Here is a 20,964-nt window from a genome sequence, read left to right as displayed (position 1 = left end):
TTAACGCCCATGCCCGCCAGGACCGAAAAAAGCGAACTCACCTACGCCGCCATCGTGGACGCGGCGCTGGACCTGGCCGCCGCCGAGGGGCTGGAGCGCCTGTCGCTGGGCGAGATCGCGCGGCGGCTGGACATCAGCAAAAGCGGCGTGTTCTCGCGCGTGGGCTCGCTGGAGGCCCTGCAGCAGGCCGTGCTCGACGAATACGACCGGCGCTTTCTCGCCGCCGTCTTCACGCCTGCGCTGGCCGCGCCGCGCGGCCTGCCGCGGCTCAACGCCATGGTCGCCAACTGGATCACGCGCGCCGGCAACGTGGAGACGCTGACCGGCTGCCTCTATGTGGCGGGCGCCTTCGAATACGACGACCTGCCATCGCCGCTGCGCCCCCTGCTCGAAAACAACGTGCGGCGCTGGCGCGCCTCGCTGGTGCGCACCGCCGCCCAGGCCCTGGAGGCCGGGCACCTGCGGCCGGACACCGACCCCGAACAGCTGGTGTTCGAGATCTACAGCCTCATGGTGGGCCTGATGCACGACGCGCGCTTCCTGCGCGACCCGCGCGCCGGCGCGCGCGTGCGCGCCGCCTACGACCGCCTCATTTCCACCTACCGCAGCTTCACTTACACCGGATAAGGCCCCCCAACCCGGGCCGCCGCCTGTTCCGGCCAAATTTCGCACGATCGTGCGAAAAAGAGAGGAGAACCGCCATGGACAGACTTATTGCCGCCGGCATCGCCGTCGCCCTGGCCCTGCGGCTGTGGCTGGGCTGGCGCCGTCTGCTGCGCCAGCTGCCCGATCACCCCGAACACCTTGTGCTTTTTTGAAGCCCGGCCGCCGCGCCGGTCTATAGTTGTTTCTGCCCACTCTCGCTTCCGTCATGCCGCGTTCCGTTCATCTCCTGATCATCGATCCGCAGAATGACTTCTGCGACCTGCCCGCCGGCCATCTGCCCGTCGACCCGATCACCGGCCGGCCGCGGCAGCCGGCGCTGCCCGTGGCCGGCGCCCACGCCGACATGCGGCGCCTGGCCGCGTTCATCGACGCCGGCGCCGGCGCGCTGGACGCCATCACCGTCACGCTCGACTCGCACCACCGGCTCGACATCGCGCACCCGGTTTTCTGGCGGCGGGGCGACGGCGCCGAAGTGCCGCCGTTCACCCCCATCACGGCCGCGCAGGTGCGGGCCGGCGAGTACCAGCCGCGCCACCTCGACGACCTGCCGCGCACGCTTTCCTACCTGGACGAGCTGGAGTCGCGCGGGCGCTACACCCTGATGGTGTGGCCGCTGCATTGCGAGATCGGCACCTGGGGCCACAACGTCCATGCGGACGTGCACGCGGCCTACAGCCGCTGGGAAGACCAGCGCCAGCTCATCGTGCGCAAGGTGCCCAAGGGCACCAACCCCTGGACCGAACACTACAGCGCGCTCATGGCCGAAGTGCCCGACCCCGACGACCCGCGCAGCCAGCTCAACCGCCCGCTGCTCGACGCGCTGGACCGCGCCGATCTCATCCTGGTGGCCGGCGAGGCCGGCAGCCACTGCGTGAAGGCCACCGTGGAGCACCTGGCCGAACACCTGCCCGGCGGCCGGCTGTCGCGCGTGGTCCTGCTCACCGACTGCATGAGTCCCGTGGCGGGCTTCGAGGACGCGCAAAACGCCTTCATCCAGCGCATGCGCGACCTCGGCATGCAGGCGCGCACCAGCGCCGACATGGCGCGCGCGCTGGCGGCATCCGATTCATAAAACTCATCACCTCCCCAGATTTCATTGCTTTACGGCCCCGCCGCGGGCCGGAAGAATATCGAGTTTCCCTGGCCGCACCCGGCGCGCCCTGCGCGACGATCGATGGAGACACGAACATGAACGGCGCCCACAGCCTAGTCAAAACCCTGCTCGCGTCTGGCGTGGACACTTGCTTCGCCAACCCGGGCACGAGCGAGATGCACTTCGTGGCCGCGCTGGACCAGATTCCCGGCATGAAATGCGTGCTCGGCCTGCAGGAGAACGTGGTGACCGGCATGGCCGACGGCTATTTCCGCATTGCCCGCAAGCCGGCCTGCACGCTGCTGCACTGCGGGCCGGGCCTGGCCAACGGCATGGGAAACCTGCACAACGCGCGGCGCGCCCGCAGTGCCATTGTGAACATCGTCGGCGACCAGGCCACCTACCACCGCCCCCATGACGCGCCCCTCACCGCGGACACCGCCGGCATGGCGCAGACGGTGTCGCAATGGGTGCGCGCCAGCGAGCACGCCGCCCAGCTCGGCCGCGACGCGGCGCAAGCGGTGCAGGCCGCGCGCACCTACCCGGGCCAGATCGCCACGCTCATCCTTCCGGCCAATGTGTCGTGGGACGAAGGCGGCGAGGCGAGCCGCGCGGACGAGCCGCCGGCGCCGCCCGCGGTCGGGGGCCACGTCATCGAGCGCACGGCGCGCACCCTGCGCGCGCACGGGGCCGACACGCTGATCCTGCTGGCGGGTCCGGCCGTGCTGGCCGAGGGCCAGCGCCTGGCCTGGCGCATCGCGCAGGCCACCGGCGCGGCGCTGCTGGGCGACTACGTGACCGCGCACGTGGCGCGCGGCCGCGGCCGGCTCCAGCTCGAACGCGTGCCCTACGCCATGGACGCCGCCATCGCGGCCCTGCGGCGCTACAAGCACATCGTCCTCGTGAACGCCAAGCCGCCGGTGGGCTTTTTCGCGTATCCGGGCATGCCGTCCACGCAATACGCGCCGGACGCCCAGCTGCACGTGCTGTCGCGCCCCGACCAGGACGGCGTCCAGGCGCTGCAGGACCTGGCGCGCGCCCTGGACGCGCCCGAGGCGGAGATTCCCGACCCCGGTCCGCGGCCCGAGGCCGCCACCGGCGCGCCGACGCCGGAAGGGCTGGCGCAGACGCTGGCCGCGCTCATGCCCGACAACGCCATCGTGTCCGACGAAAGCGTCTCGTTCGGCCGCGGCTTCTACCGGCACACGCACGCCGCCCCCGCCCACGACTGGCTGCACCTGGCCGGCGGCGCCATCGGCGACGGCATGCCGGTGGCCACGGGCGCGGCCATCGGCGCAGGCAGGCAGCGCCGCGTCGTCAACCTGCAGGCCGACGGCTCCGCCATGTACTCGCTGCAATCGCTGTGGACACAGGCCCGCGAACGCCTGCCTGTCACCACCATCATCCTCAACAACAGCAAATACAACATCCTGATCGGCGAATACCGCAATGTCGGCGCCGTGCCCGGCGACACGGCGATGAGCATGCTCGACCTGGGCAATCCGTCGCTCGAATGGACCGGGCTGGCCCGCGCCATGGGCGTGGAGGCCGCCAGCGCCACCACGCTGGAGCAATGCGCCGACCTGATGAAAAGCAGCTTCGCCCGGGACACCCCCTTCCTGATCGACCTGCGGATCTGAACCCGGACCCGCGATCTCGGCATGAGGCGCGAGAGAGAAAACGCCTCGCACAACACTGGAGACCCGTTTTCATGAAGTTGGCTTTCGTACGCAAGATCCTGGGCCTGGCGTTCCTGGGCAGCGCCGCCTTTGCCGCCCAGGCCGGCACCTACCCCTCGCACCCCATCACAATGATCGTGCCTTATCCGGCAGGCGGCACGTCCGACCTGGCCGCGCGCACGATCGCGCAGGCGATGGGCCCCTACCTGAAGCAGTCCATCATCGTCGACAACCGCGCCGGCGCGGGCGGCAATATCGGCATGGGCGTGCTCAAGCGCGCCAAGGCCGACGGCTACACCATCGGCCTGGGCACCATCGGCACGCAGACCATCAACCCGTACATCTACCCCGACATGCCGTTCGACCCGGCCAAGGATTTCGCGCCGCTGTCGATGGTGTTCACCACGCCCAACGTGATCGCGGTGCGCAAGGATGCCGAGGCCCGGACCCTGCAGGACCTGTTCTCCCAGGCGCGCGCCAACAAGAACCGGCCCATCAGCTACGCCACGCCGGGCATCGGTTCTTCCGTGCACCTCACGGGCGCCTATCTGGAGCAGGCGGCCGGCATCCAGATGCTGCATGTGCCCTTCAAGGGCGTATCGGGGTCCATGCCCGCGCTGATCGGCGGCCAGGTCGACGTGCTGATGGACAACCTGCCCACCACGCTCAGCCAGCTCAAGGACGGCGCGCGGGTGCGCGCGCTGGCGGTCACGTCGGCCACCCGCTCGCCGGCGCTGCCCGACGTGCCCACGGTGGCCGAATCGGGCCTGAAGGGCTTCGACGTGACGGCCTGGTTCGCGCTGTATGCGCCGGCCGGCACGCCCGCCGACGTACAGGCCGCCCTCATCGACGCGGCCGGCAAGGCGCTGGCCACGCCCGCGGTCAAGGCGCAGCTGACCGCGCTGGGCGCCACGCCCGGCACGCTCTCGGGGCAGGCGCTGTCCGAGTTCGAGGCGCGCGAGCGCCAGCGCTGGAGCGCGCTCATCGCCGAGCGCCACATCTCGGCCAACTAGCCGCGGCGCCGGCCGGCCTCGCGAGGCCGGCCGCATCGCGCCCCGCCCGGCTTGCGGATCGCGGACGCCGATGCCTACTATCGGTGTCCGATCCGATCACCCCGCCGGGAGCAAGTCCGAATCATGCGCCGTATCCGAACGCCGAGCATGGCTGCGCTGAGCGCTTTCGAGGCTGCGGCGCGCCATGAAAGCTTCACGCTGGCCGCACGCGAACTCTCCGTCACCGAAAGCGCGATTTCGCGGCAGATCAGTCTGCTGGAGGAAAACCTCAACGTCTCGCTCTTCGTTCGGGTCAAGCAGAAAGTGGTGCTGACCCGGCCCGGGCGGCTCTACAGCGAGCAAGTGCGCGACGCGCTGCGCGCGCTGGAAAAGCACACCCTGGCCGTGGCCGCGCACGGCAGCGGCCGCGGCAGCCTGGAGCTGGCCGTGCTGCCGACCTTCGGCATGGAATGGCTGATTCCGCGCCTGCCGCGGTTCTACGAGAAATACCCCGCCATTCGCATCAATATGGGCGTGCGGACCAGCCCCTTTTCTTTCGAGGAGGAGCACTTCGACGCCGCCATCCACCACGGCAAGCCGATCTGGCCGCACGCCACCTCGGAATGCCTGTTCGGCGAGACGATGGTGACGGTGGCGCGCCGGGATCTGATCGGCCGCCAGCGGGAACGCGCCGCAGACCTGCTGCGCTATCCCTTGCTGTATTCGACCACCCGGCCGGAGTCGTGGAAACAGTGGTTCGCGGCCGCCGGCATGCCCGACAGCCTGGGCCAGGCGCAAAGCGCCGGCTTCGAACTGCAGGCCATGGTGGTGCGCGCGGCGGAATCGGGACTCGGCATTGCGCTGGTGCCGGAATTCTTCGTGCCCCGCGCGGCGTGGCGCGGCGGCCTCATCCGCGCCCATCCCCTGGCGATCCCGGGCGAGGATTCCTACCATCTCGTGTATCCCAGCAATATGCGCGCCAGCTATCCGCTGGAATGCTTCCGCGAGTGGATACTGGAAGAAGCGCGCCGCTTCGCCGGACAGGCCGGCCGCGCCGCATAGGCGGGGGCCGGGCTCAGTCCGCGGACGGGCCGGCGTCGTGGCGCTGCACGTAGATGGCGCTGATCGCCTCGCACAGCCGCGGCGGCGCCTCGAACAGGCGGGACACCGGCAGGCAGCCCTGGACGGTGGCGAACACCGCGCGGGCGGCGGGCTCCGCCTGCACTTCGGCGCGGCTCACCGTGCCGGCCCGGGCGCCGTCGCCGGCTGATAAAATTGCTTCCCATTTCCGGATCGGATTCCGATTTCCTATGCGTGCGCCTCGGGCTGCCCAGCGCCGGATCAGCTGGACACTGCTCTTCGCCTTTCTCTTTGCGACGCTGCTCCCGGTTCTGGGGCTGGCCAGCGGCGAGCCCGCTGCTGCGCGCAAGGTGCTGGTGCAGTTCTGCGGCGTTGGCGAACACGAGTTCGCGCTTGAGCTCCCGGCGGGCGACGCGCCGCAGAAAAAGGCCGGCGCCTCGCCGACGCATGCCGGCTTCTGCCTGCTGTGCGTCTCGCCGGCCACCCTGCCCGAGCTCGCCGCGCCCACTTTCATTCCGGGACTCTCCGGCCCTGTTTCGTGGGCCATGCCCGTCCCGTCCGCGCCGCGCGAGCCCGCATGCTGGAACGTCGCGCTCGCCCGGGCTCCGCCTCTGGTCTGACCGTCCCGCCGCCGGCCGATGCGCCGGCTCCAGACGCTTTTCCCGTTATTCCGCCGCCGTCCCGCGCGGCCGGGCCCGTGCGCGGCCTGGCCGCGCGGACGGCCGCGCACACAGGAACCCAGACCTCATGGCCATCTTCGCCAAGACGAGGAACGCGCGCGCGCTGGCCGCGCCGCGCCCCCTCTTTGCCCTTTTCCCGCTCGCGCTGGCGGCCGCGCCTGCCGCCGCGCCTGCCGCCGCGCAGCAGTCCGCACCCGCCGAACTCTCGCCCATCGTCGTGTCCGCCGGCGCGGAATCCCCGCTGAACCAGCCCGCCGCCACCGGCTCCAACCTCGGGCTCACGCCCATGCAGACGCCCGCCAGCGTCGACGTGATCTCGCGCGAACAGATCGAGTCGCGCGGCGACGCGAGCGTGCTGCAGGCCATCACGCGCGCGCCCGGCATATCGGCCATGCCCCATCCCGGCAACGGCAACAGCGCCCTGTCCTCGCGTGGCTTCACCGACAGCGCCTCGGTCATGCGCCTGTACGACGGGCTGCGCCAGTACGGCGGCGTGGGCGTGACCTTTCCGTTCGATACATGGTCGGTGCAGAGCATCGAAGTGCTGCGCGGCCCGGCGTCGGTGATCTACGGCGACGGCGCGATCGGCGGCGTGGTCAACGTCATCCCCAAGAAGCCCACGCGCGGCCCCATCGAAAACGAAATCCAGGCCACCCTCGGCACGCAGGACACCGCCCGGCTGGGGCTGGGCAGCGGCGGCGCGCTGAGCGACACCCTGTCGTACCGGCTCGACCTGAGCGGCAACTACACCGACGGCTGGGTGGACCGCGGCCAGTCGGGCGACGCCACGTTCTCCGGCGCGCTGCGCTGGGATCCCTCGCCGCAATGGACCACCACGCTCAGCTACGCCTATGGCTACCAGCGCCCCATGCGCTACTTCGGCACGCCGCTCATCGACGGCCGACAGCGCGATGCGGTCCGGCGCGAGAACTACAACGTCAGCGACAGCTTCATGCGCTTTCGCGACCAGTGGACCCAGCTCGATTCCACCTGGACGCCGAACGACGTCGCCACGGTGCGCGCGCGGCTCTACCACATCGACAGCCAGCGCGACTGGCGCAACGCGGAACGCTACGTCTACAACCCGGGCACCGGCCTCATCGACCGCTCCGACAATACCGCGATCACCCACGACCAGGACCAGACCGGCCTGACCATGGACGCGGCCTTCAAGGGCAAGCTGGCGGGCCTGGACAACACGCTGTCGATCGGCTTGGACGTCAACCACAGCACCTTCAGGCACACCAACAACACCTACACCGGCAGCTCCGGCCCGGTGGACCCGTATGACCCCGCGCACGGCCGCTTCGAAAGCGAGATTCCCACGATCCCGCGCTACCGCAACAAGGCCGACCAGTACGCGCTCTTCGCGGAGAACCGGCTGGCGCTGAACGCGCGCTGGTCGGTAATCGGCGGGCTGCGCTACGACCACGCCCGGATCGTGCGCGACGACCTCGTCACCGGCACGCGCGCGTTGTCCAAGACCTACGCCGACGCCGGCTGGCGCCTGGGCACGGTGTTCGACCTCACGCCGGACCTGGCGCTCTACGCGCAATACGCCGAGGCGGCCGACCCGGTCAGCGGCCTGCTCATGCTGAGCCCGGCCAACAGCGGCTTCGACCTGTCCAAGGGCAAGCAGATCGAAGTGGGGCTGAAACAGAACTTCTGGAGCGGCAAGGGCGCATGGACGCTGGCGGCCTATCACATCCGCAAGTCCGGCCTGCTCACGCGCGACCCCGACGATCCCAGCCTGCGCAAGCAGGTCGGCGAGCAGTCGTCGCGCGGCCTGGAAGCCTCGCTGGCGCTGGCCTTCGCGCCCGGCTGGAAGCTCGAAGCCAACGCGGCGATGCTGCGCGCGCGCTACGACGACTTCACCGAATCGGCCGGCTCGCCCGCCGTCGCCGTCTCGCGCGCAGGCAAGGTGCCGCCCAACGTGCCGCAGCGCCTGGCCAACCTGTGGATCAGCTGGAACTTCCTGCCGCGCTGGACCGCCATGGGCGGCCTGCAGTACGTGGGCAAGCGGTACGCCGACAGCGCCAACAGCCTCGAACTACCGTCCTACACCACGACCGATCTCGCCCTGCGCTGGGACGTGAACAAGAACACCACGATCACCGCCCGCGGCTACAACGTCTTCGACCGGGCCTACTTCGCTACCGCGTACTACACCAGCACGCAGTGGCTGTACGGGCCCAGCCGGCGGTTCGAGCTGACCCTGAACCACCGGTTCTGAACGGGAGACCGCCATGTCGATGCCTGCTCGCCTGCGGCGCCTGGCGTTCCTGGCGCACCGCTGGCTGGGAATCGGCGGGTGCGTGCTGATGCTGCTGTGGTTCGGCAGCGGCATCGTCATGCTCTACGTCGGCTACCCCAAGCTGACGCCCGCCGAACGCCTGGCCCGGCTGCCTCCGCTCGACCCCGCCGACTGCTGCGTCGGGCTGCGGGCGCTGCCGCCGCCGGCGGACGGCGCCGTTCTCACCTCGGTGCGCGGGCGCCCGGCCTACGTGCTGGGCACGCGCACCTACGCGGGCGACACCGGCGCGCCCGAACCCGCAACGTCGCCCGCGCTGGCGCTGGCCGCCGCGCGCGCGTTCTCGCCCGGCGCCAGCCCTAGGCTCGACGGCCGGATCGTGGAAGACCGCTGGACGCACTCGGGCGGCCTGAATCCGCACCGCCCGCTGTACCGCGTCCAGGTCGACGCGCCCGAGCCCGCCACGCTGTATGTATCTTCGGCCACCGGCCAGGTCGTGCTGGACGCGCCGCTGGCGCAGCAGCGCTGGAACTATGTGGGCGCCTGGCTGCACTGGCTGTACCTGTTCCGCAACCGGCCCGCCGATCCGGTCTGGACCTGGCTGGTCATTGCGCTGTCGGGCGCCTGCACCCTGGTCGCCGCCAGCGGCGTGCTGGTCGGCATCTGGCGCTGGCGCTTCCGCGGCCGCTACAAGTCCGGCAGCCGCAGCCCCTACCGCGAACCATGGATGCGCTGGCACCACATCCTGGGCCTGGTCTTCAGCCTGTGCACCTGCACCTGGATTTTCAGCGGCCTGATGTCCATGAACCCGGGCGGCGTGTTCGCCGCCCCCGCCCCGGCGCCCGACCGCGTGGCCTACGCCGGCCCCGCCGGCGACGCGCCGCGCCCGGACGATCCGCGGCCCGTGCTCGCAGCCTTGCGCGCCGCGGGCTTCGCCCCCGTGGAACTGCGCTGGCGGCGGCTCGGCGGCGAAAGCTACGTCCTGGCCTACGACGCGCACGGCGACAGCCGCATCGTGCGCGCCGGCCCGCGCGGGCCGCGCATCACACGCCACTGGCAGCCCGAAGAAGTCCTGCCCGCGGCGGCCGCGCTCTTTCCCGGCTGGCGCTGGCGGTCCACGGTGCTGACCGACTACGACGCCTACTACTATGGCCGGCACGAAGCCGCCATGAACGGCGGCGCGCCGCGCGGCCTGCCCGCCCTGCGCCTGGCGGGAGACAACGGCGTGCTCGCCTACATCGACCTGCGCTCGGGCGACCCGGTCCTGATCCTGTCGCCCTCGCAGCGCGTGGGCCGCTGGCTCTTCTACTTCCTGCACAGCTGGGACCTGCCGCCCCTGCTGCGCGCCGCCACGCTGCGCGACGTCCTGCTCATTCTGCTGAGCGCGGGCGGCATCCTGCTGTCGGCCACCGGCTGCGTCATCGGCTGGCGGCGGCTGCGCACCAAGGCCGCGGCACGGCACCCGCCCGGCCCGCGCCGCGCGTAGCGGACCGCCGCGCCGCAAAGCAAAAGCCCTGCCGCACGTTGCGGCAGGGCCTGTTTGCTGTGGCGGCGCGGGCCGTCGGAAGGGTCAGAACGGAATGTCGTCGTCCATGTCGGCCAGGTTGGCGCCGCTGCTGGCCGGGGCGGCCTGCGGGGCGGGGCGCTGCTGGGGCGCGGGACGCTGGGCCGGGGCGCGCTGCTGGCGCGGGGCCTCGTCGTAGCCGCCGCCATAGCCGCCACCGCCTTCGCCGCCGCTGTCGCGCCCGCCCAGCATCTGCATCTGGTCAGCCACGATTTCGGTGCTGTAGCGGTCGGCGCCGGTGTCCTTGTCTTGCCACTTGCGCGTCTTGAGGCGGCCCTCGATGTAGACCGAGCGGCCCTTCTTGAGGTATTCGCCGGCGATTTCGGCCAGGCGGTTGTACATGACGACGCGGTGCCATTCGGTTTCTTCGCGGCGCTCGCCCGTGGCCTTGTCCTTCCATTGGGAAGTGGTGGCCACGGACATGTTGCAGATGGCGGCCCCGTCGGGGCTGTAGCGGATCTCGGGGTCGCGGCCCAGATTGCCCACGAGGATGACTTTGTTAACCGATGCCATGATGTCCCTCTGTTGTTGACGGCCTGCGCCCGCGCGTTGCCGCGGGCACGCCGGCAACAACGTCAAAGCGTTGTTGAAGACGGGTTTCATGAAACTCGCCGGTCACCTTGACGATGACCGGCGAGCCTGTATGAAACCGCAATATGGTTCGTATTATCGACGAAAAGCCGGCGGCGCGCCAACGCCCCTGATGATGGAAGCGTCCCGCATATTGCCGGCATTTGGCCATATCTGGAGGCGATTGCGCCCAAACCGGCTCCGCCGGCGTGCGCTCAGGGCAGCGGCCGCAGCGCCCAGGTCACGGCCAGCCACAGCACGGCCAGCGCGGCCGCGCCCGCGAAGACGGCATGCGCGCCGGAATGGGACGCGAGCCAGCCGCCCAGCGCGCCGCCCGTGAACAGGCCGGCGGCCTGGGCGGTGTTGTAGAAGCCCAGGGCCAGCCCCTTGTAGGCCGGCGGCGCCACCCGCGACACCAGCGAGGGCTGCAGCGCCTCCAGCACGTTGAAGGCCACGAAGAAGGCGGTCAGCGCAATGGCCAGCGTATAGAAGCCCTGGCTGGCCGCGGGCAGCAGCGCACAGACGACCGCCAGCCAGGCCACCGAGGCACGCAGCGCGCCGCGGTGCGCGCGGCGCTTTTCCGCCAGGAACACCACCGGCACCATCAGCACGAACGACACCAGGATGACCGGCAGGTAGACCTTCCAGAGTTCGCGCGCGTCCAGCCCGCCCGCGTGCGCGAGCAGCGCGGGCACGACCACGAAGAGCGACACCTGGATCAGGTGCAGCGAGAACACGCCGAAATTCAGCCGCAGCAGGTCGCGGTGGGTGAGCACCTCGCGCGGGCGCACGCCCTGCAGGCTGCGCGCGTCGGTGCGCGGCGCGGCCGGCACGACCCAGCCGGCCACGCCCAGGCAGATCAGGCCCAGGCAGGCGATGGTCCAGAACAGCCCCGAAAGCCCCCACCAGCCGACCAGCACGGGCGACAGCACGAGCGAGACCGCGAAAGACAGGCCGATGGAGCCGCCGACCATCGCCATGGCGCGGGTGCGCACTTCGCTGCGGGTGGCGTCGGCCAGCCAGGCCGTGACGGCGGCGGATATCGCGCCCGCGCCCTGGATGGCGCGGCCGATGGTGATCCAGTACACGTCCGGGGCGCGCGCGCAGACGATGCTGCCGATGACGAACAGCAGCAGCCCGAACAGCACCACCGGGCGGCGCCCCCAGCGGTCGGATGCCAGGCCGAAGGGAATCTGCATGAAAGCCTGCGTGAGGCCGTACATGCCCAGCGCCAGGCCGACGCGGGCCGGGTCCTCGCCGCCGGGCAGGCCGCGCGCAGCCACGGCGAAGACCGGCAGCAGCAGGAACAGGCCCAGCATCCGCGCGGCGAACAGGCCGGACAGCGCCACACTGGCACGACGTTCGGAGGGAGTCAGCTTGAGTTTCGGTTCTGCCGGCATGCGGAGGGTCACCATGTCCAAAGCCGCGCGCCTCATGGGGGACGCGCGCATGATCCGAGCGCGCTGCGCGCGCCGCAACGGCGGCGCAACGCGAGGAGATTCGGCGCGCTATAGTACCAAGTTGGCCTTTGAAACGCCTGAAAAGAGCCCGCTTGGCGTGACCATACCGTGACCATACGCATTCGGGGTGCGCGCACCCACAATCTCAAGAACGTTTCCCTGGACCTCCCGCGCCACAAGCTCGTGGTGGTGACCGGCCTGTCCGGCTCGGGAAAGTCATCGCTGGCCTTCGACACGCTGTACGCGGAAGGGCAGCGGCGCTACGTAGAGAGCCTTTCGGCCTATGCGCGGCAGTTTCTGCAGCTGATGGACAAGCCCGATGTGGACCTCATCGAGGGGCTGTCGCCGGCGATCTCCATCGAGCAGAAGGCCGCGGGCCACAACCCGCGGTCCACCGTGGGCACGATTACCGAAATCCACGATTACCTGCGCCTGCTGTACGCGCGGGTCGGCACGCCCTACTGCCCCGACCACGGCCTGCCGCTGCAGGCGCAGAGCGTGAGCCAGATGGTCGACGCGGTGCAGTCCTGGCCGGCCGAGACGCGGCTGGCGGTGCTGGCGCCCATCGCGCGCGGCAAGAAGGGCAGCTTCGAGGACGAATGCGCCAGCCTGCAGGCGCAGGGCTACGTGCGCCTGCGCGTGGACGGCCAGATGCAGGAAATCGACGGCATGGCGCCGCTGAAGAAAACCGAGAAGCACGACATCGACGTCGTCATCGACCGCCTGCGCATCAGGCCGGAGAGCAAGCAGCGCCTGGCCGAGAGCTTCGAGACCGCGCTGCAGCTGGCCGAGGGCCGGGCGCTGGCGCTGGACATGGACAGCGGGCGCGAACAGGTGTTCTCCAGCCGCTACGCCTGCCCGGTGTGCAGCCACAGCCTGCCCGAACTGGAGCCGCGCCTGTTCAGCTTCAACAATCCCATGGGCGCCTGCCCGAGTTGCGACGGCATCGGGCACGTGGGTTTCTTCGACCCGAAGCGTGTGGTGGCGTTTCCGGAACTCAGCCTGGCGGCCGGCGCGATCCGCGGCTGGGACCGCCGCAACGCCTTCACGCACTCGCTGCTGGCCAGCCTGGCCGCCCATTACGAATTCGACATCGAGCAGCCTTTCGAGGAACTGCCCGACGCCATCCGCGACAAAGTGCTCTACGGGTCGGGCGAGGAGGAAATCTCCTTTCTCTACCTCAATGAAAAGGGCCGCAGCACCGTCAAGCGCCACACCTTCGAGGGCGTGATCCCCAACCTGGAGCGGCGCTGGCGCGAGACCGACTCGGCCACGGTGCGCGAAGAGCTGGGCAAGTACCGCAACGTCAAGGTGTGCCCGGATTGCGGCGGCTCGCGGCTGCGCGCCGAGGCGCGCAATGTGCTGATCGGCCCGGAGCCGCGCGGCGGCGAGCGTCGCGGCCAGGCCATTTACGAGGTCGAGGCCATGCCGCTGTCGACCTGCCTGGCGTGGTTCCGCGCGCTGACGCTCGGCGGCGCCAAGCAGGAGATCGCCCAGCGCATCGTGCGCGAGATCGAGGCGCGGCTCAGTTTCCTGAACAACGTCGGGCTGAACTACCTTTCGCTGGACCGCAGCGCCGACACCATCTCCGGCGGCGAGGCGCAGCGCATCCGGCTCGCCAGCCAGATCGGCTCGGGGCTGACGGGCGTGATGTATGTGCTGGACGAGCCGTCCATCGGCCTGCACCAGCGCGACAACGACCGCCTCATCGGCACGCTGCAGCACCTGCGCGACCTCGGCAACAGCGTCATCGTGGTCGAGCACGACGAAGACATGATCCGCATGGCCGACTGGGTGATCGACATGGGCCCGGGCGCCGGCGAGCACGGCGGCCAGGTCGTGGCCCAGGGCAGTCCCGAGGACGTGCAGCGCGACCCCGCCTCGCTCACCGGCCAGTATCTGAGCGGCCAGCGCGCCATCGCCATCCCGGCGCGGCGCGCCGTCACCGACGACCAGCCCTGGCTGGAACTCACCGGCGCCAGCGGCAACAACCTCAAGCACGTCGACCTGCGCATCCCGGCCGGCCGGCTGGTGTGCGTGACCGGCGTGTCCGGCTCGGGCAAGTCCACCCTGGTCAACGACACGCTCGCGGTGGCGGTGGCGCGCCAGCTGCACCACGCGCAGAGCGAGCCCGCGCCCTACACGGCCATGCACGGGCTGGAGAATTTCGACAAGATCATCAGCGTGGACCAGAGCCCCATCGGGCGCACGCCGCGCAGCAATCCGGCCACGTACACGGGCCTGTTCACGCCCATCCGCGAGCTGTTCGCCGGCGTGCCCGAGGCGCGCAGCCGCGGCTACGATCCGGGCCGCTTCAGCTTCAACGTCAAGGGCGGGCGCTGCGAGGCCTGCCAGGGCGACGGCGTGGTCAAGGTGGAGATGCACTTCCTGCCCGACATGTACGTGCCCTGCGACGTCTGCCACGGCAAGCGCTACAACCGCGAAACCCTGGAGATCCGCTACCGCGGCCGCAACATCAGCGAAGTGCTGGACCTCACGGTGGAGCAGGCGCTGGAATACTTCGACTCCGTGCCCGCCATCGCGCGCAAGCTGCATACCCTCATCGACGTGGGCCTGTCGTACATCCGGCTCGGCCAGAGCGCCACTACGTTGTCGGGCGGCGAGGCCCAACGCGTGAAGCTGTCGCAGGAACTGTCCCGGCGCAGCACCGGGCGCACCCTGTACATCCTGGACGAGCCCACCACCGGCCTGCACTTTCGCGACATCGAGCTGCTGCTGCAGGTGCTCAACCAGCTGGTCGACAGCGGCAACACCGTGCTCATCATCGAGCACAACCTGGACGTCATCAAGACCGCCGACTGGCTCATCGACATGGGCCCGGAAGGCGGCGACGGCGGCGGCCGGGTGGTGGCGCAGGGCACGCCCGAGGACGTGGCGGCCTGCGAAGCCAGCCACACCGGCCGCTATCTCGCCCGGCTGCTGAACCGGACGAACGCCTGCGCCGAAACCATGTTCGTGCCGCAGGACGAGCCCCACCGCAAGCACCGCTGAACGGCGCGGGTCAACCCATTTCGAACAGGCGGCGGTGCTCGCGGATGGCGTAGCGGTCGGTCATGCCGGCGATGTAGTCGGCGATGGCGCGGGCCTGCTCGTTGAAGCCCTCGCGCCGGTAGTCGGGCGGCAGCAGGCGCGGGTCGTCCAGGAAGGTGGAGAACAGCGCCTTGACGATGCGCCGCGCCTTGGCCGTCATGCGCAGCACGCGGTAGTGGCGGTACAGGTTGTCGAACAGGAAGCGCTTGAGTTCGTCGGCCTCGCGCCGCAGCGGCTCGGAAAACCCCGCCAGCGGCGGCGCGCGCCGCACGTCGTCGGCGCTGGCCGGCGCGTGTTCGCGGATGCGCGCCAGCGAGGTGCGGGTGAGGTCCACGATGAGGGAGTTGATCATGCGCCGTATGGTTTCCGACGTCGCGCGGCGCGGCGCCAGGCCGGGATACCGGCGCTGGACCTCGGCATAGTGCCGCTCGAAGATGGACACTTCCAGCAGTTGCTCCACGGTGATCAGGCCCGAGCGCAGCCCGTCGTCGATGTCGTGGTTGTTGTAGGCGATTTCGTCGGCCAGGTTCGCCACCTGGGCCTCCAGCGACGGCTGGCTGCGGTTCAGGAAGCGTTCGCCCACGTCTCCCAGCTGGCGCGCGTGCGCGGCCGAGCAATGCTTCAGGATGCCTTCGCGCGTCTCGAAGCAGAGGTTCAGGCCGTTGAATTCGGCGTAGCGTTCTTCGAGCTCGTCCACCACGCGCAGGCTCTGCAGGTTGTGCTCGAAGCCACCGGCCTCGGGCGCCATCGCGCGCATGCAGGCGTTGAGCTCGTCCTGTCCGGCGTGGCCGAAAGGCGTGTGGCCCAGGTCGTGCGCCAGCGAAATGGCCTCGGTGAGGTCTTCGGACAGCCCCAGGTTGCGGGCCAGCGTGCGCGCGATCTGCGCCACCTCCAGGCTGTGCGTGAGCCGGGTGCGAAAGAGGTCGCCCTCGTGGTTCACGAACACCTGCGTCTTGTACTCCAGACGCCTGAAGGCGCTGGAATGCACGATGCGGTCGCGGTCGCGCTGGAACTCGCTGCGGTTCTCGGGCGCGGGTTCGGCGTGGCGGCGTCCCCGGGTGCGGGACGGGTCCGATGCATAGGAAGCCAGTTCTTTCATCTGCAACGCCGTCCCTCTCCGTTCATCCGGTGGTGCGGGCCAGGACGGCGCGCACCGCAGCGTCGGGAACCGGCTGCGTGACGGCCTGCCCGATGCGGTTCATGAGCACATAGCGGATCTGCCCGCCCTCGGTTTTCTTGTCCACCTGCATCAGCGCCAGCCAGCGGTCCGCCCCCAGGTCGGGCGCCGTGACCGGGCAGCCGATGGCCTGGACCAGCGCGCGCACGCGCGCCGCGTCGGCCGCCGGAAAGTCCGCCACGTCGGCCGACAGCTCGGCCGCCTGGACCAGGCCGCAGCCTACCGCCTCGCCGTGCAGCCATTCGCCATAACCCAGGCCGGCCTCGATGGCATGGCCGAAAGTGTGGCCCAGGTTGAGGATGGCCCGCAGGCCCGATTCGCGCTCATCCTTGCCCACCACCTGCGCCTTCAGCTCGCAGGAGCGGCGGATGGCGTAGGCAATGGCCTGCGGGTCGAGCTGGCGCAGCCGCGCGGCGTTGTCCTCGCACCAGGCCCAGAAGTCCGCGTCCAGGATGAGGCCGTACTTGACGACCTCGGCCAGCCCGGCCGACACCTCGCGCGGCGGCAGCGTGGCCAGCACGTCGGTGTCTATCTCCACGGCCTGCGGCTGGTAGAACGCGCCGATCATGTTCTTGCCCAGCGGGTGGTTGATGGCGGTCTTGCCGCCCACCGAGGAATCGACCTGCGCCAGCAGCGTGGTGGGCACCTGCACGAAGCGCACGCCGCGCATGTACACCGCGGCCGCGAAGCCGGTCATGTCGCCGATGACGCCGCCGCCCAGCGCCACCAGCACGCAGCGGCGGTCCAGCCGGTTGCCCAGCAGGGCGTCGAAGATCAGGTTGAGCGATTCCCAGCCTTTGTGGGCTTCGCCGTCGGGCAGCTCGATGCGCAGCACGCGCTTGCCGGTGCGGGCCAGCGCCGCCTCGGCGCGCTCGCCGTACAGGGCCGCCACCGTGGGATTGGTGACCAGCGCGATGGCGGTGGCATCGGCCGGAATGGACTGGTCCAGGGCATCCATGCGGCCCGGCCCGATATTGATGGGATAGCGCCCACCCGGGGTATCGACCTCGACGACGTTCATAAGTGCTTCTCGAAAGCTTGCAGTTGTGGCAGCAGCCCCTTGACCAGGGTGTGGATGGAGGCGGAGCCCGTTTCCACCACCAGGTCGGCCACCTCTTTGTAGAGCGGTTCGCGCAGGGTCAGCAGGTCGCGCAGCGTGCCGCGCGGGTCAGCGGTGGCCAGCAGGGGCCGGTTGCGGTCGCGGCAGGTGCGGCGGAACAGTTCGTCCACGCTGGCGCGCAGGTACACCACGATGCCGCGCTCGCGCAGGCGGCGGCGGTTCTCCTCCGCCAGGATGGCTCCCCCGCCGGTGGCGAGAATTATGTTCCGACGTTGGGTACACTCTTCCAGTGCGGCGGATTCCCGGCGGCGAAAGCCGGCCTCGCCCTCGATTTCGAAGATTACCGGCACCCGTACGCCGCAACGTGCCTCCAGCTCATGATCCAGATCGATGAATTCGCGCCCCAGGGCGCGCGCCAAGCCGCGACCGATGGTCGTCTTGCCGGCGCCCATCATGCCCACCAGGAATACGGGCAGGTCATGCGGCAGGGTCGCAGTCCGGCCCGCGCAGGCCGGCGCGCCGCAGGAAGTATCGGGCGTTCCGCTGTCGGACGCCGCATCCGGACCGGCATCCGGACATGAAGAGGCGGAAAAGTTCATGCCGGCATTATCCCATTGCCGCCCGCCACCCGAGCGCCACGCCCTGAACGATCTTGTTACAGAAACCGGAGGCCCCTTCCCGGGCCGGCCCTGAGATACCCGTAAAATCGCCGCGATGAGTAAGCCCCAGAATTCCTCCAAGAAAGACAAGCCCGCCAAGAGCGGTTCGCCATTTCTGCGATTTTTCGTAAAGGCCGGCATTCTCTGTGTCGGCCTTGCGCTGTGCGGCGTGCTGCTGGCCGGCATGGCGCTGGCGCTGGCCTGGCCCAACCTGCCCGACCTGCACGCCATGACCGACTACCGGCCGCGCGTGCCGCTGCGCGTCTATACCGCCGACAAGGTCCTCATCGGCGAGTTCGGCGAAGAACGCCGCAACGTGCTGCGCTTCAACGAAATCCCGGACATCATGAAGTCGGCCGTGCTGGCCGCCGAGGACGACCGCTTCTACCAGCATGGGGGCATCGACTGGATGGGCGTGGTGCGCGCGGGGCTGGCCAACATCACCAGCATGTCCAAGTCCCAGGGCGCCAGCACCATCACCATGCAGGTGGCGCGCAACTTCTACCTGTCGTCCGAAAAAACCTACTCGCGCAAGTTCTACGAACTGCTGCTCACGTTCAAGATCGAGTCCCAGCTCACCAAGGACCAGATTCTTGAGCTCTACATGAACCAGATCTACCTGGGCCACCGCGCCTACGGCTTCGCGGCCGCCTCGCGCACCTATTTCGGCAAGCCGCTGTCCGAGATCACCCCCGCCGAGGCCGCCATGCTGGCCGGCATTCCCAAGGCCCCCTCGCGCTTCAACCCGATCGCCAACCGTCCCCGTGCCGAGCTGCGCCAGCGCTACGTGCTCAACCGCATGCACCAGCTCGGCTACCTCACCGACGCCGAATACCAGCAGGCGCTGGCCCAGCCCATCGTCATGAAGTCGGCCGAGGGCACGCCGGCCGGCGGCTACGCCATCCACGGCGAATACGTGGCCGAACTGGCGCGCCAGCTCCTGTACAACGTGTACCAGGACAACGTCTATTCGCGCGGCATCAATATCTACACCACGGTCCAGTCCAAGGAACAGGAGGCGGCCTACCGCGCCGTGCGCGAAGGCGTGCTCGACTACACCCGCCGCGCCCCCTACCCCGGCCCCGAGGAACAGCTCGACCTGCCCGCCGGCATCGAGAACAACGCACAGGCGCTGGACGACTTCCTGGACGGCGTGTTCGACAAGTTCAGCGACAGCGGCGACCTGCTCACCGCCGTGGTGCTCTCGGCCAGCCCCACCGAGGTCAGGCTGGCGCGCAGCTCGCGCGAGATCATCACCATCACCGACAAGAAGGTGCTGGGCGTGGTCGCACGCGCGCTGAACGACAAGGCCAAGCCCGAGAAGCGCATCAAGCGCGGCTCGGTGGTCTATATCCGCAAGTTCGGCGACAACTGGGAAATCATCAACCTGCCGGCGGTGCAGGCCGCGTTCGTGGCGCTCTCGCCGCAGGACGGCGCCATCCACGCCATGGTCGGCGGCTTCGACTTCTATCGCGGCAATTTCAACCGCGTCACGCAGGCATGGCGGCAGCCGGGCTCCAACATCAAGCCCTTCATCTACGCCGCCTCGCTGGAGCGCGGCCTCACGCCCGCCACGCAGATCTCCGACCAGCCCTTCATGCTCACGGCCGAGCAGACCGGCTCCAAAGCCTGGGCGCCCAAGAACTACGGCAACCAGTACGAGCCCATGCTGACGCTGCGCCAGGCGCTGTACAAGTCGAAGAACATGGTGTCGATCCGCATCCTGCAAGCCATCGGCCCGCAATACGCGCAGGACTACCTCACCCGCTTCGGCTTCGACAAGGCGCGCCAGCCGGCCGTGCTGCCGCTGGCGCTGGGCGCGGGCTCGGTCACGCCCCTGCAGCTCGCGGGCGCCTATGCGGTGTTCGCCAACGGCGGCTACCGTGTCACGCCCTACCTGATCGACCGCGTCACCGACAGCAGCGGCAAGGTCATCATGCAATCCAAGCCCGTGGTGGCCGGCGACGCCACGGCCCGGGCCATCGACCCGCGCACGGCCTGGGTCATGGACGACATCCTGCGCGGCGTGGCCACCTACGGCACGGCAGCCCGCGCCCGCGTGCTGCTCAAGCGCAGCGACATCGCCGGCAAGACCGGCACCACCAACGAATCGGTGGACGCCTGGTTCTCCGGCTACACCCCCAGCCTGGTGGCCACCGCCTGGTTGGGCTTCGACCAGCCCAGATCCCTGGGCTCGCGCGAAACCGGCGGCGGAGTGGCCATGCCGATCTGGGTGGACTTCATGAAAGAAGCGCTCAAGGGCGTGCCTGAAGACAAGCAGCGCCCGCGCCCCGACGGCCTGCTCGTGGAAAACGGCGAATACTATTTCTCGGAGTTCCCGCCCGGCCAGGCCGTCGCGCGCCTGGGCCTGCCGGAAGCCGACACGCTGGGCGAGTTCCTCAATGGCCTGACGAGCGGCGCCGGCAACGAGGACAACCGCATCAAGGTGGCGCCCGGGGCAAGAGTGGGCGGCGAAGCCTCTTCCTGGTCGCAGAAGATTCCGTTCTGAAGAAAAGGCGGCGCCGCAACCGTTTCCCGGTGACGGCGTTCCGGAAGGCGGATGCGCAAAGGCCGGTTCCCGGGAACCGGCCTTCGGCTTTGGAGGCGCCTGCCGGACGCCAGCAAGCGGGCGGCTACAGGCGCACGGTGACGGGGACGCCCGCGGCCTCGGAGCAGATCTGCGACAGCGCGTCCGGCAGCGGCGGGCCGCCGCGCGTGTCGTTCCAGTGCTTGCCGTCATAGCGGTAGTGAAAGCCGCCGCTGCGCGCCGCCACCCAGAGCTCCTGCACGGCTGCCTGGCTGTTCACCACGACGTGGGTACCGTCCTCGAATACCAGCGTCAGCACGTTGCCGCTGCGGCTGGTTTCCACATCGACGTCGAGCGAAGCCGCCCAGTCGTCGGCCTGGCTTTCGATGCTTTCCAGCACCTGGTCGATCAACGCAAGAAATTCGGATTCGGTCATAATCGAGCCTGCAAGAATT

17 protein-coding genes are annotated in these 20,964 nt (G+C 69.6%); 10 read left to right on the top strand and 7 right to left on the bottom strand.

The features are described from left to right. Positions 1-9: 9 nt before the first annotated feature. The 5 genes from NGJ44_RS13920 to NGJ44_RS13900 all read left to right on the top strand — a co-directional run bounded on the left by NGJ44_RS13920 (position 10) and on the right by NGJ44_RS13900 (position 5,492). Positions 10-627 carry a TetR/AcrR family transcriptional regulator gene (locus tag NGJ44_RS13920; protein ID WP_251864271.1) on the top strand — a complete coding sequence of 206 codons (618 nt, stop codon included), beginning with the start codon at positions 10-12 and terminating at the stop codon, positions 625-627. A gap of 244 nt (positions 628-871) precedes the next feature. Beyond that, complete coding sequence (locus tag NGJ44_RS13915) at positions 872-1,738, top strand: cysteine hydrolase family protein (RefSeq protein WP_251864270.1); 867 nt, start codon at positions 872-874, stop codon at positions 1,736-1,738. Between the two features lie 116 nt (positions 1,739-1,854). Then, positions 1,855-3,399 (top strand): acetolactate synthase large subunit, encoded by a 1,545-nt coding sequence (locus NGJ44_RS13910; RefSeq protein WP_251864269.1) that lies wholly within the window; start codon positions 1,855-1,857, stop codon positions 3,397-3,399. Between the two features lie 71 nt (positions 3,400-3,470). Continuing rightward, positions 3,471-4,451, top strand: coding sequence for a Bug family tripartite tricarboxylate transporter substrate binding protein (locus NGJ44_RS13905; RefSeq protein WP_251864268.1), 981 nt, complete (start codon positions 3,471-3,473; stop codon positions 4,449-4,451). Between the two features lie 123 nt (positions 4,452-4,574). Beyond that, positions 4,575-5,492 carry a LysR substrate-binding domain-containing protein gene (locus NGJ44_RS13900; RefSeq protein WP_251864267.1) on the top strand — a complete coding sequence of 306 codons (918 nt, stop codon included), beginning with the start codon at positions 4,575-4,577 and terminating at the stop codon, positions 5,490-5,492. A 13-nt stretch (positions 5,493-5,505) separates the two neighbouring features. Here the strand turns inward: NGJ44_RS13900 and NGJ44_RS13895 are convergent, their stop codons facing one another. Continuing rightward, positions 5,506-5,670, bottom strand: coding sequence for a hypothetical protein (locus NGJ44_RS13895; RefSeq protein ID WP_251864266.1), 165 nt, complete (start codon positions 5,668-5,670; stop codon positions 5,506-5,508). Positions 5,671-5,740: 70 nt separating this feature from the next. On the opposite strand from NGJ44_RS13895, the gene NGJ44_RS13890 reads away from it, so the two are divergent. The 3 genes from NGJ44_RS13890 to NGJ44_RS13880 all read left to right on the top strand — a co-directional run bounded on the left by NGJ44_RS13890 (position 5,741) and on the right by NGJ44_RS13880 (position 9,927). After that, positions 5,741-6,130: a DUF2946 family protein gene (locus tag NGJ44_RS13890; RefSeq protein WP_251864265.1), complete on the top strand. Its 390-nt coding sequence runs from the start codon at positions 5,741-5,743 to the stop codon at positions 6,128-6,130. Positions 6,131-6,257: 127 nt separating this feature from the next. Beyond that, the gene (locus NGJ44_RS13885; protein WP_251864263.1) at positions 6,258-8,423 is read left to right on the top strand and encodes a TonB-dependent receptor; all 2,166 of its coding nucleotides are present in this window, start codon (positions 6,258-6,260) and stop codon (positions 8,421-8,423) included. Positions 8,424-8,436: 13 nt separating this feature from the next. Then, positions 8,437-9,927, top strand: coding sequence for a PepSY domain-containing protein (locus NGJ44_RS13880; protein WP_251864262.1), 1,491 nt, complete (start codon positions 8,437-8,439; stop codon positions 9,925-9,927). An 84-nt stretch (positions 9,928-10,011) separates the two neighbouring features. On the opposite strand, the gene ssb is transcribed toward NGJ44_RS13880, so the two are convergent. Both ssb and NGJ44_RS13870 read right to left on the bottom strand, forming a co-directional pair. Continuing rightward, positions 10,012-10,518: a single-stranded DNA-binding protein gene (gene ssb, locus NGJ44_RS13875; protein ID WP_251864260.1), complete on the bottom strand. Its 507-nt coding sequence runs from the start codon at positions 10,516-10,518 to the stop codon at positions 10,012-10,014. A 272-nt stretch (positions 10,519-10,790) separates the two neighbouring features. Beyond that, positions 10,791-11,975, bottom strand: coding sequence for an MFS transporter (locus NGJ44_RS13870; RefSeq protein WP_251864259.1), 1,185 nt, complete (start codon positions 11,973-11,975; stop codon positions 10,791-10,793). Between the two features lie 168 nt (positions 11,976-12,143). On the opposite strand from NGJ44_RS13870, the gene uvrA reads away from it, so the two are divergent. Beyond that, entirely contained in the window at positions 12,144-15,047 is a 2,904-nt protein-coding gene (uvrA, locus tag NGJ44_RS13865; protein ID WP_251864258.1) for an excinuclease ABC subunit UvrA, read from the top strand. 10 nt (positions 15,048-15,057) lie between these two features. Here the strand turns inward: uvrA and NGJ44_RS13860 are convergent, their stop codons facing one another. The 3 genes from NGJ44_RS13860 to NGJ44_RS13850 are packed head-to-tail and all read right to left on the bottom strand — an operon-like array spanning position 15,058 to position 17,922. Next, positions 15,058-16,185: a deoxyguanosinetriphosphate triphosphohydrolase gene (locus NGJ44_RS13860; RefSeq protein ID WP_251864257.1), complete on the bottom strand. Its 1,128-nt coding sequence runs from the start codon at positions 16,183-16,185 to the stop codon at positions 15,058-15,060. Between the two features lie 22 nt (positions 16,186-16,207). Then, positions 16,208-17,284, bottom strand: coding sequence for a 3-dehydroquinate synthase (gene aroB, locus NGJ44_RS13855; RefSeq protein WP_251864256.1), 1,077 nt, complete (start codon positions 17,282-17,284; stop codon positions 16,208-16,210). Further along, complete coding sequence (locus NGJ44_RS13850) at positions 17,281-17,922, bottom strand: shikimate kinase (RefSeq protein WP_286012365.1); 642 nt, start codon at positions 17,920-17,922, stop codon at positions 17,281-17,283. Before NGJ44_RS13850 ends, aroB begins: the two co-directional genes overlap by 4 nt. Before the next feature lie 115 nt (positions 17,923-18,037). On the opposite strand from NGJ44_RS13850, the gene NGJ44_RS13845 reads away from it, so the two are divergent. Then, positions 18,038-20,491, top strand: coding sequence for a penicillin-binding protein 1A (locus tag NGJ44_RS13845; protein WP_053244306.1), 2,454 nt, complete (start codon positions 18,038-18,040; stop codon positions 20,489-20,491). A gap of 124 nt (positions 20,492-20,615) precedes the next feature. Here the strand turns inward: NGJ44_RS13845 and cyaY are convergent, their stop codons facing one another. After that, complete coding sequence (cyaY, locus tag NGJ44_RS13840; protein ID WP_053244305.1) at positions 20,616-20,945, bottom strand: iron donor protein CyaY; 330 nt, start codon at positions 20,943-20,945, stop codon at positions 20,616-20,618. Positions 20,946-20,964: the final 19 nt, after the last annotated feature.

The sequence above is a fragment of the Achromobacter sp. Marseille-Q4962 genome (assembly GCF_943737005.1).
Lineage (GTDB): Bacteria > Pseudomonadota > Gammaproteobacteria > Burkholderiales > Burkholderiaceae_B > Achromobacter.
The sequence above is the reverse complement of the archived record's forward strand: the minus strand, read 5'-3'. Positions and strand labels throughout refer to the sequence as shown.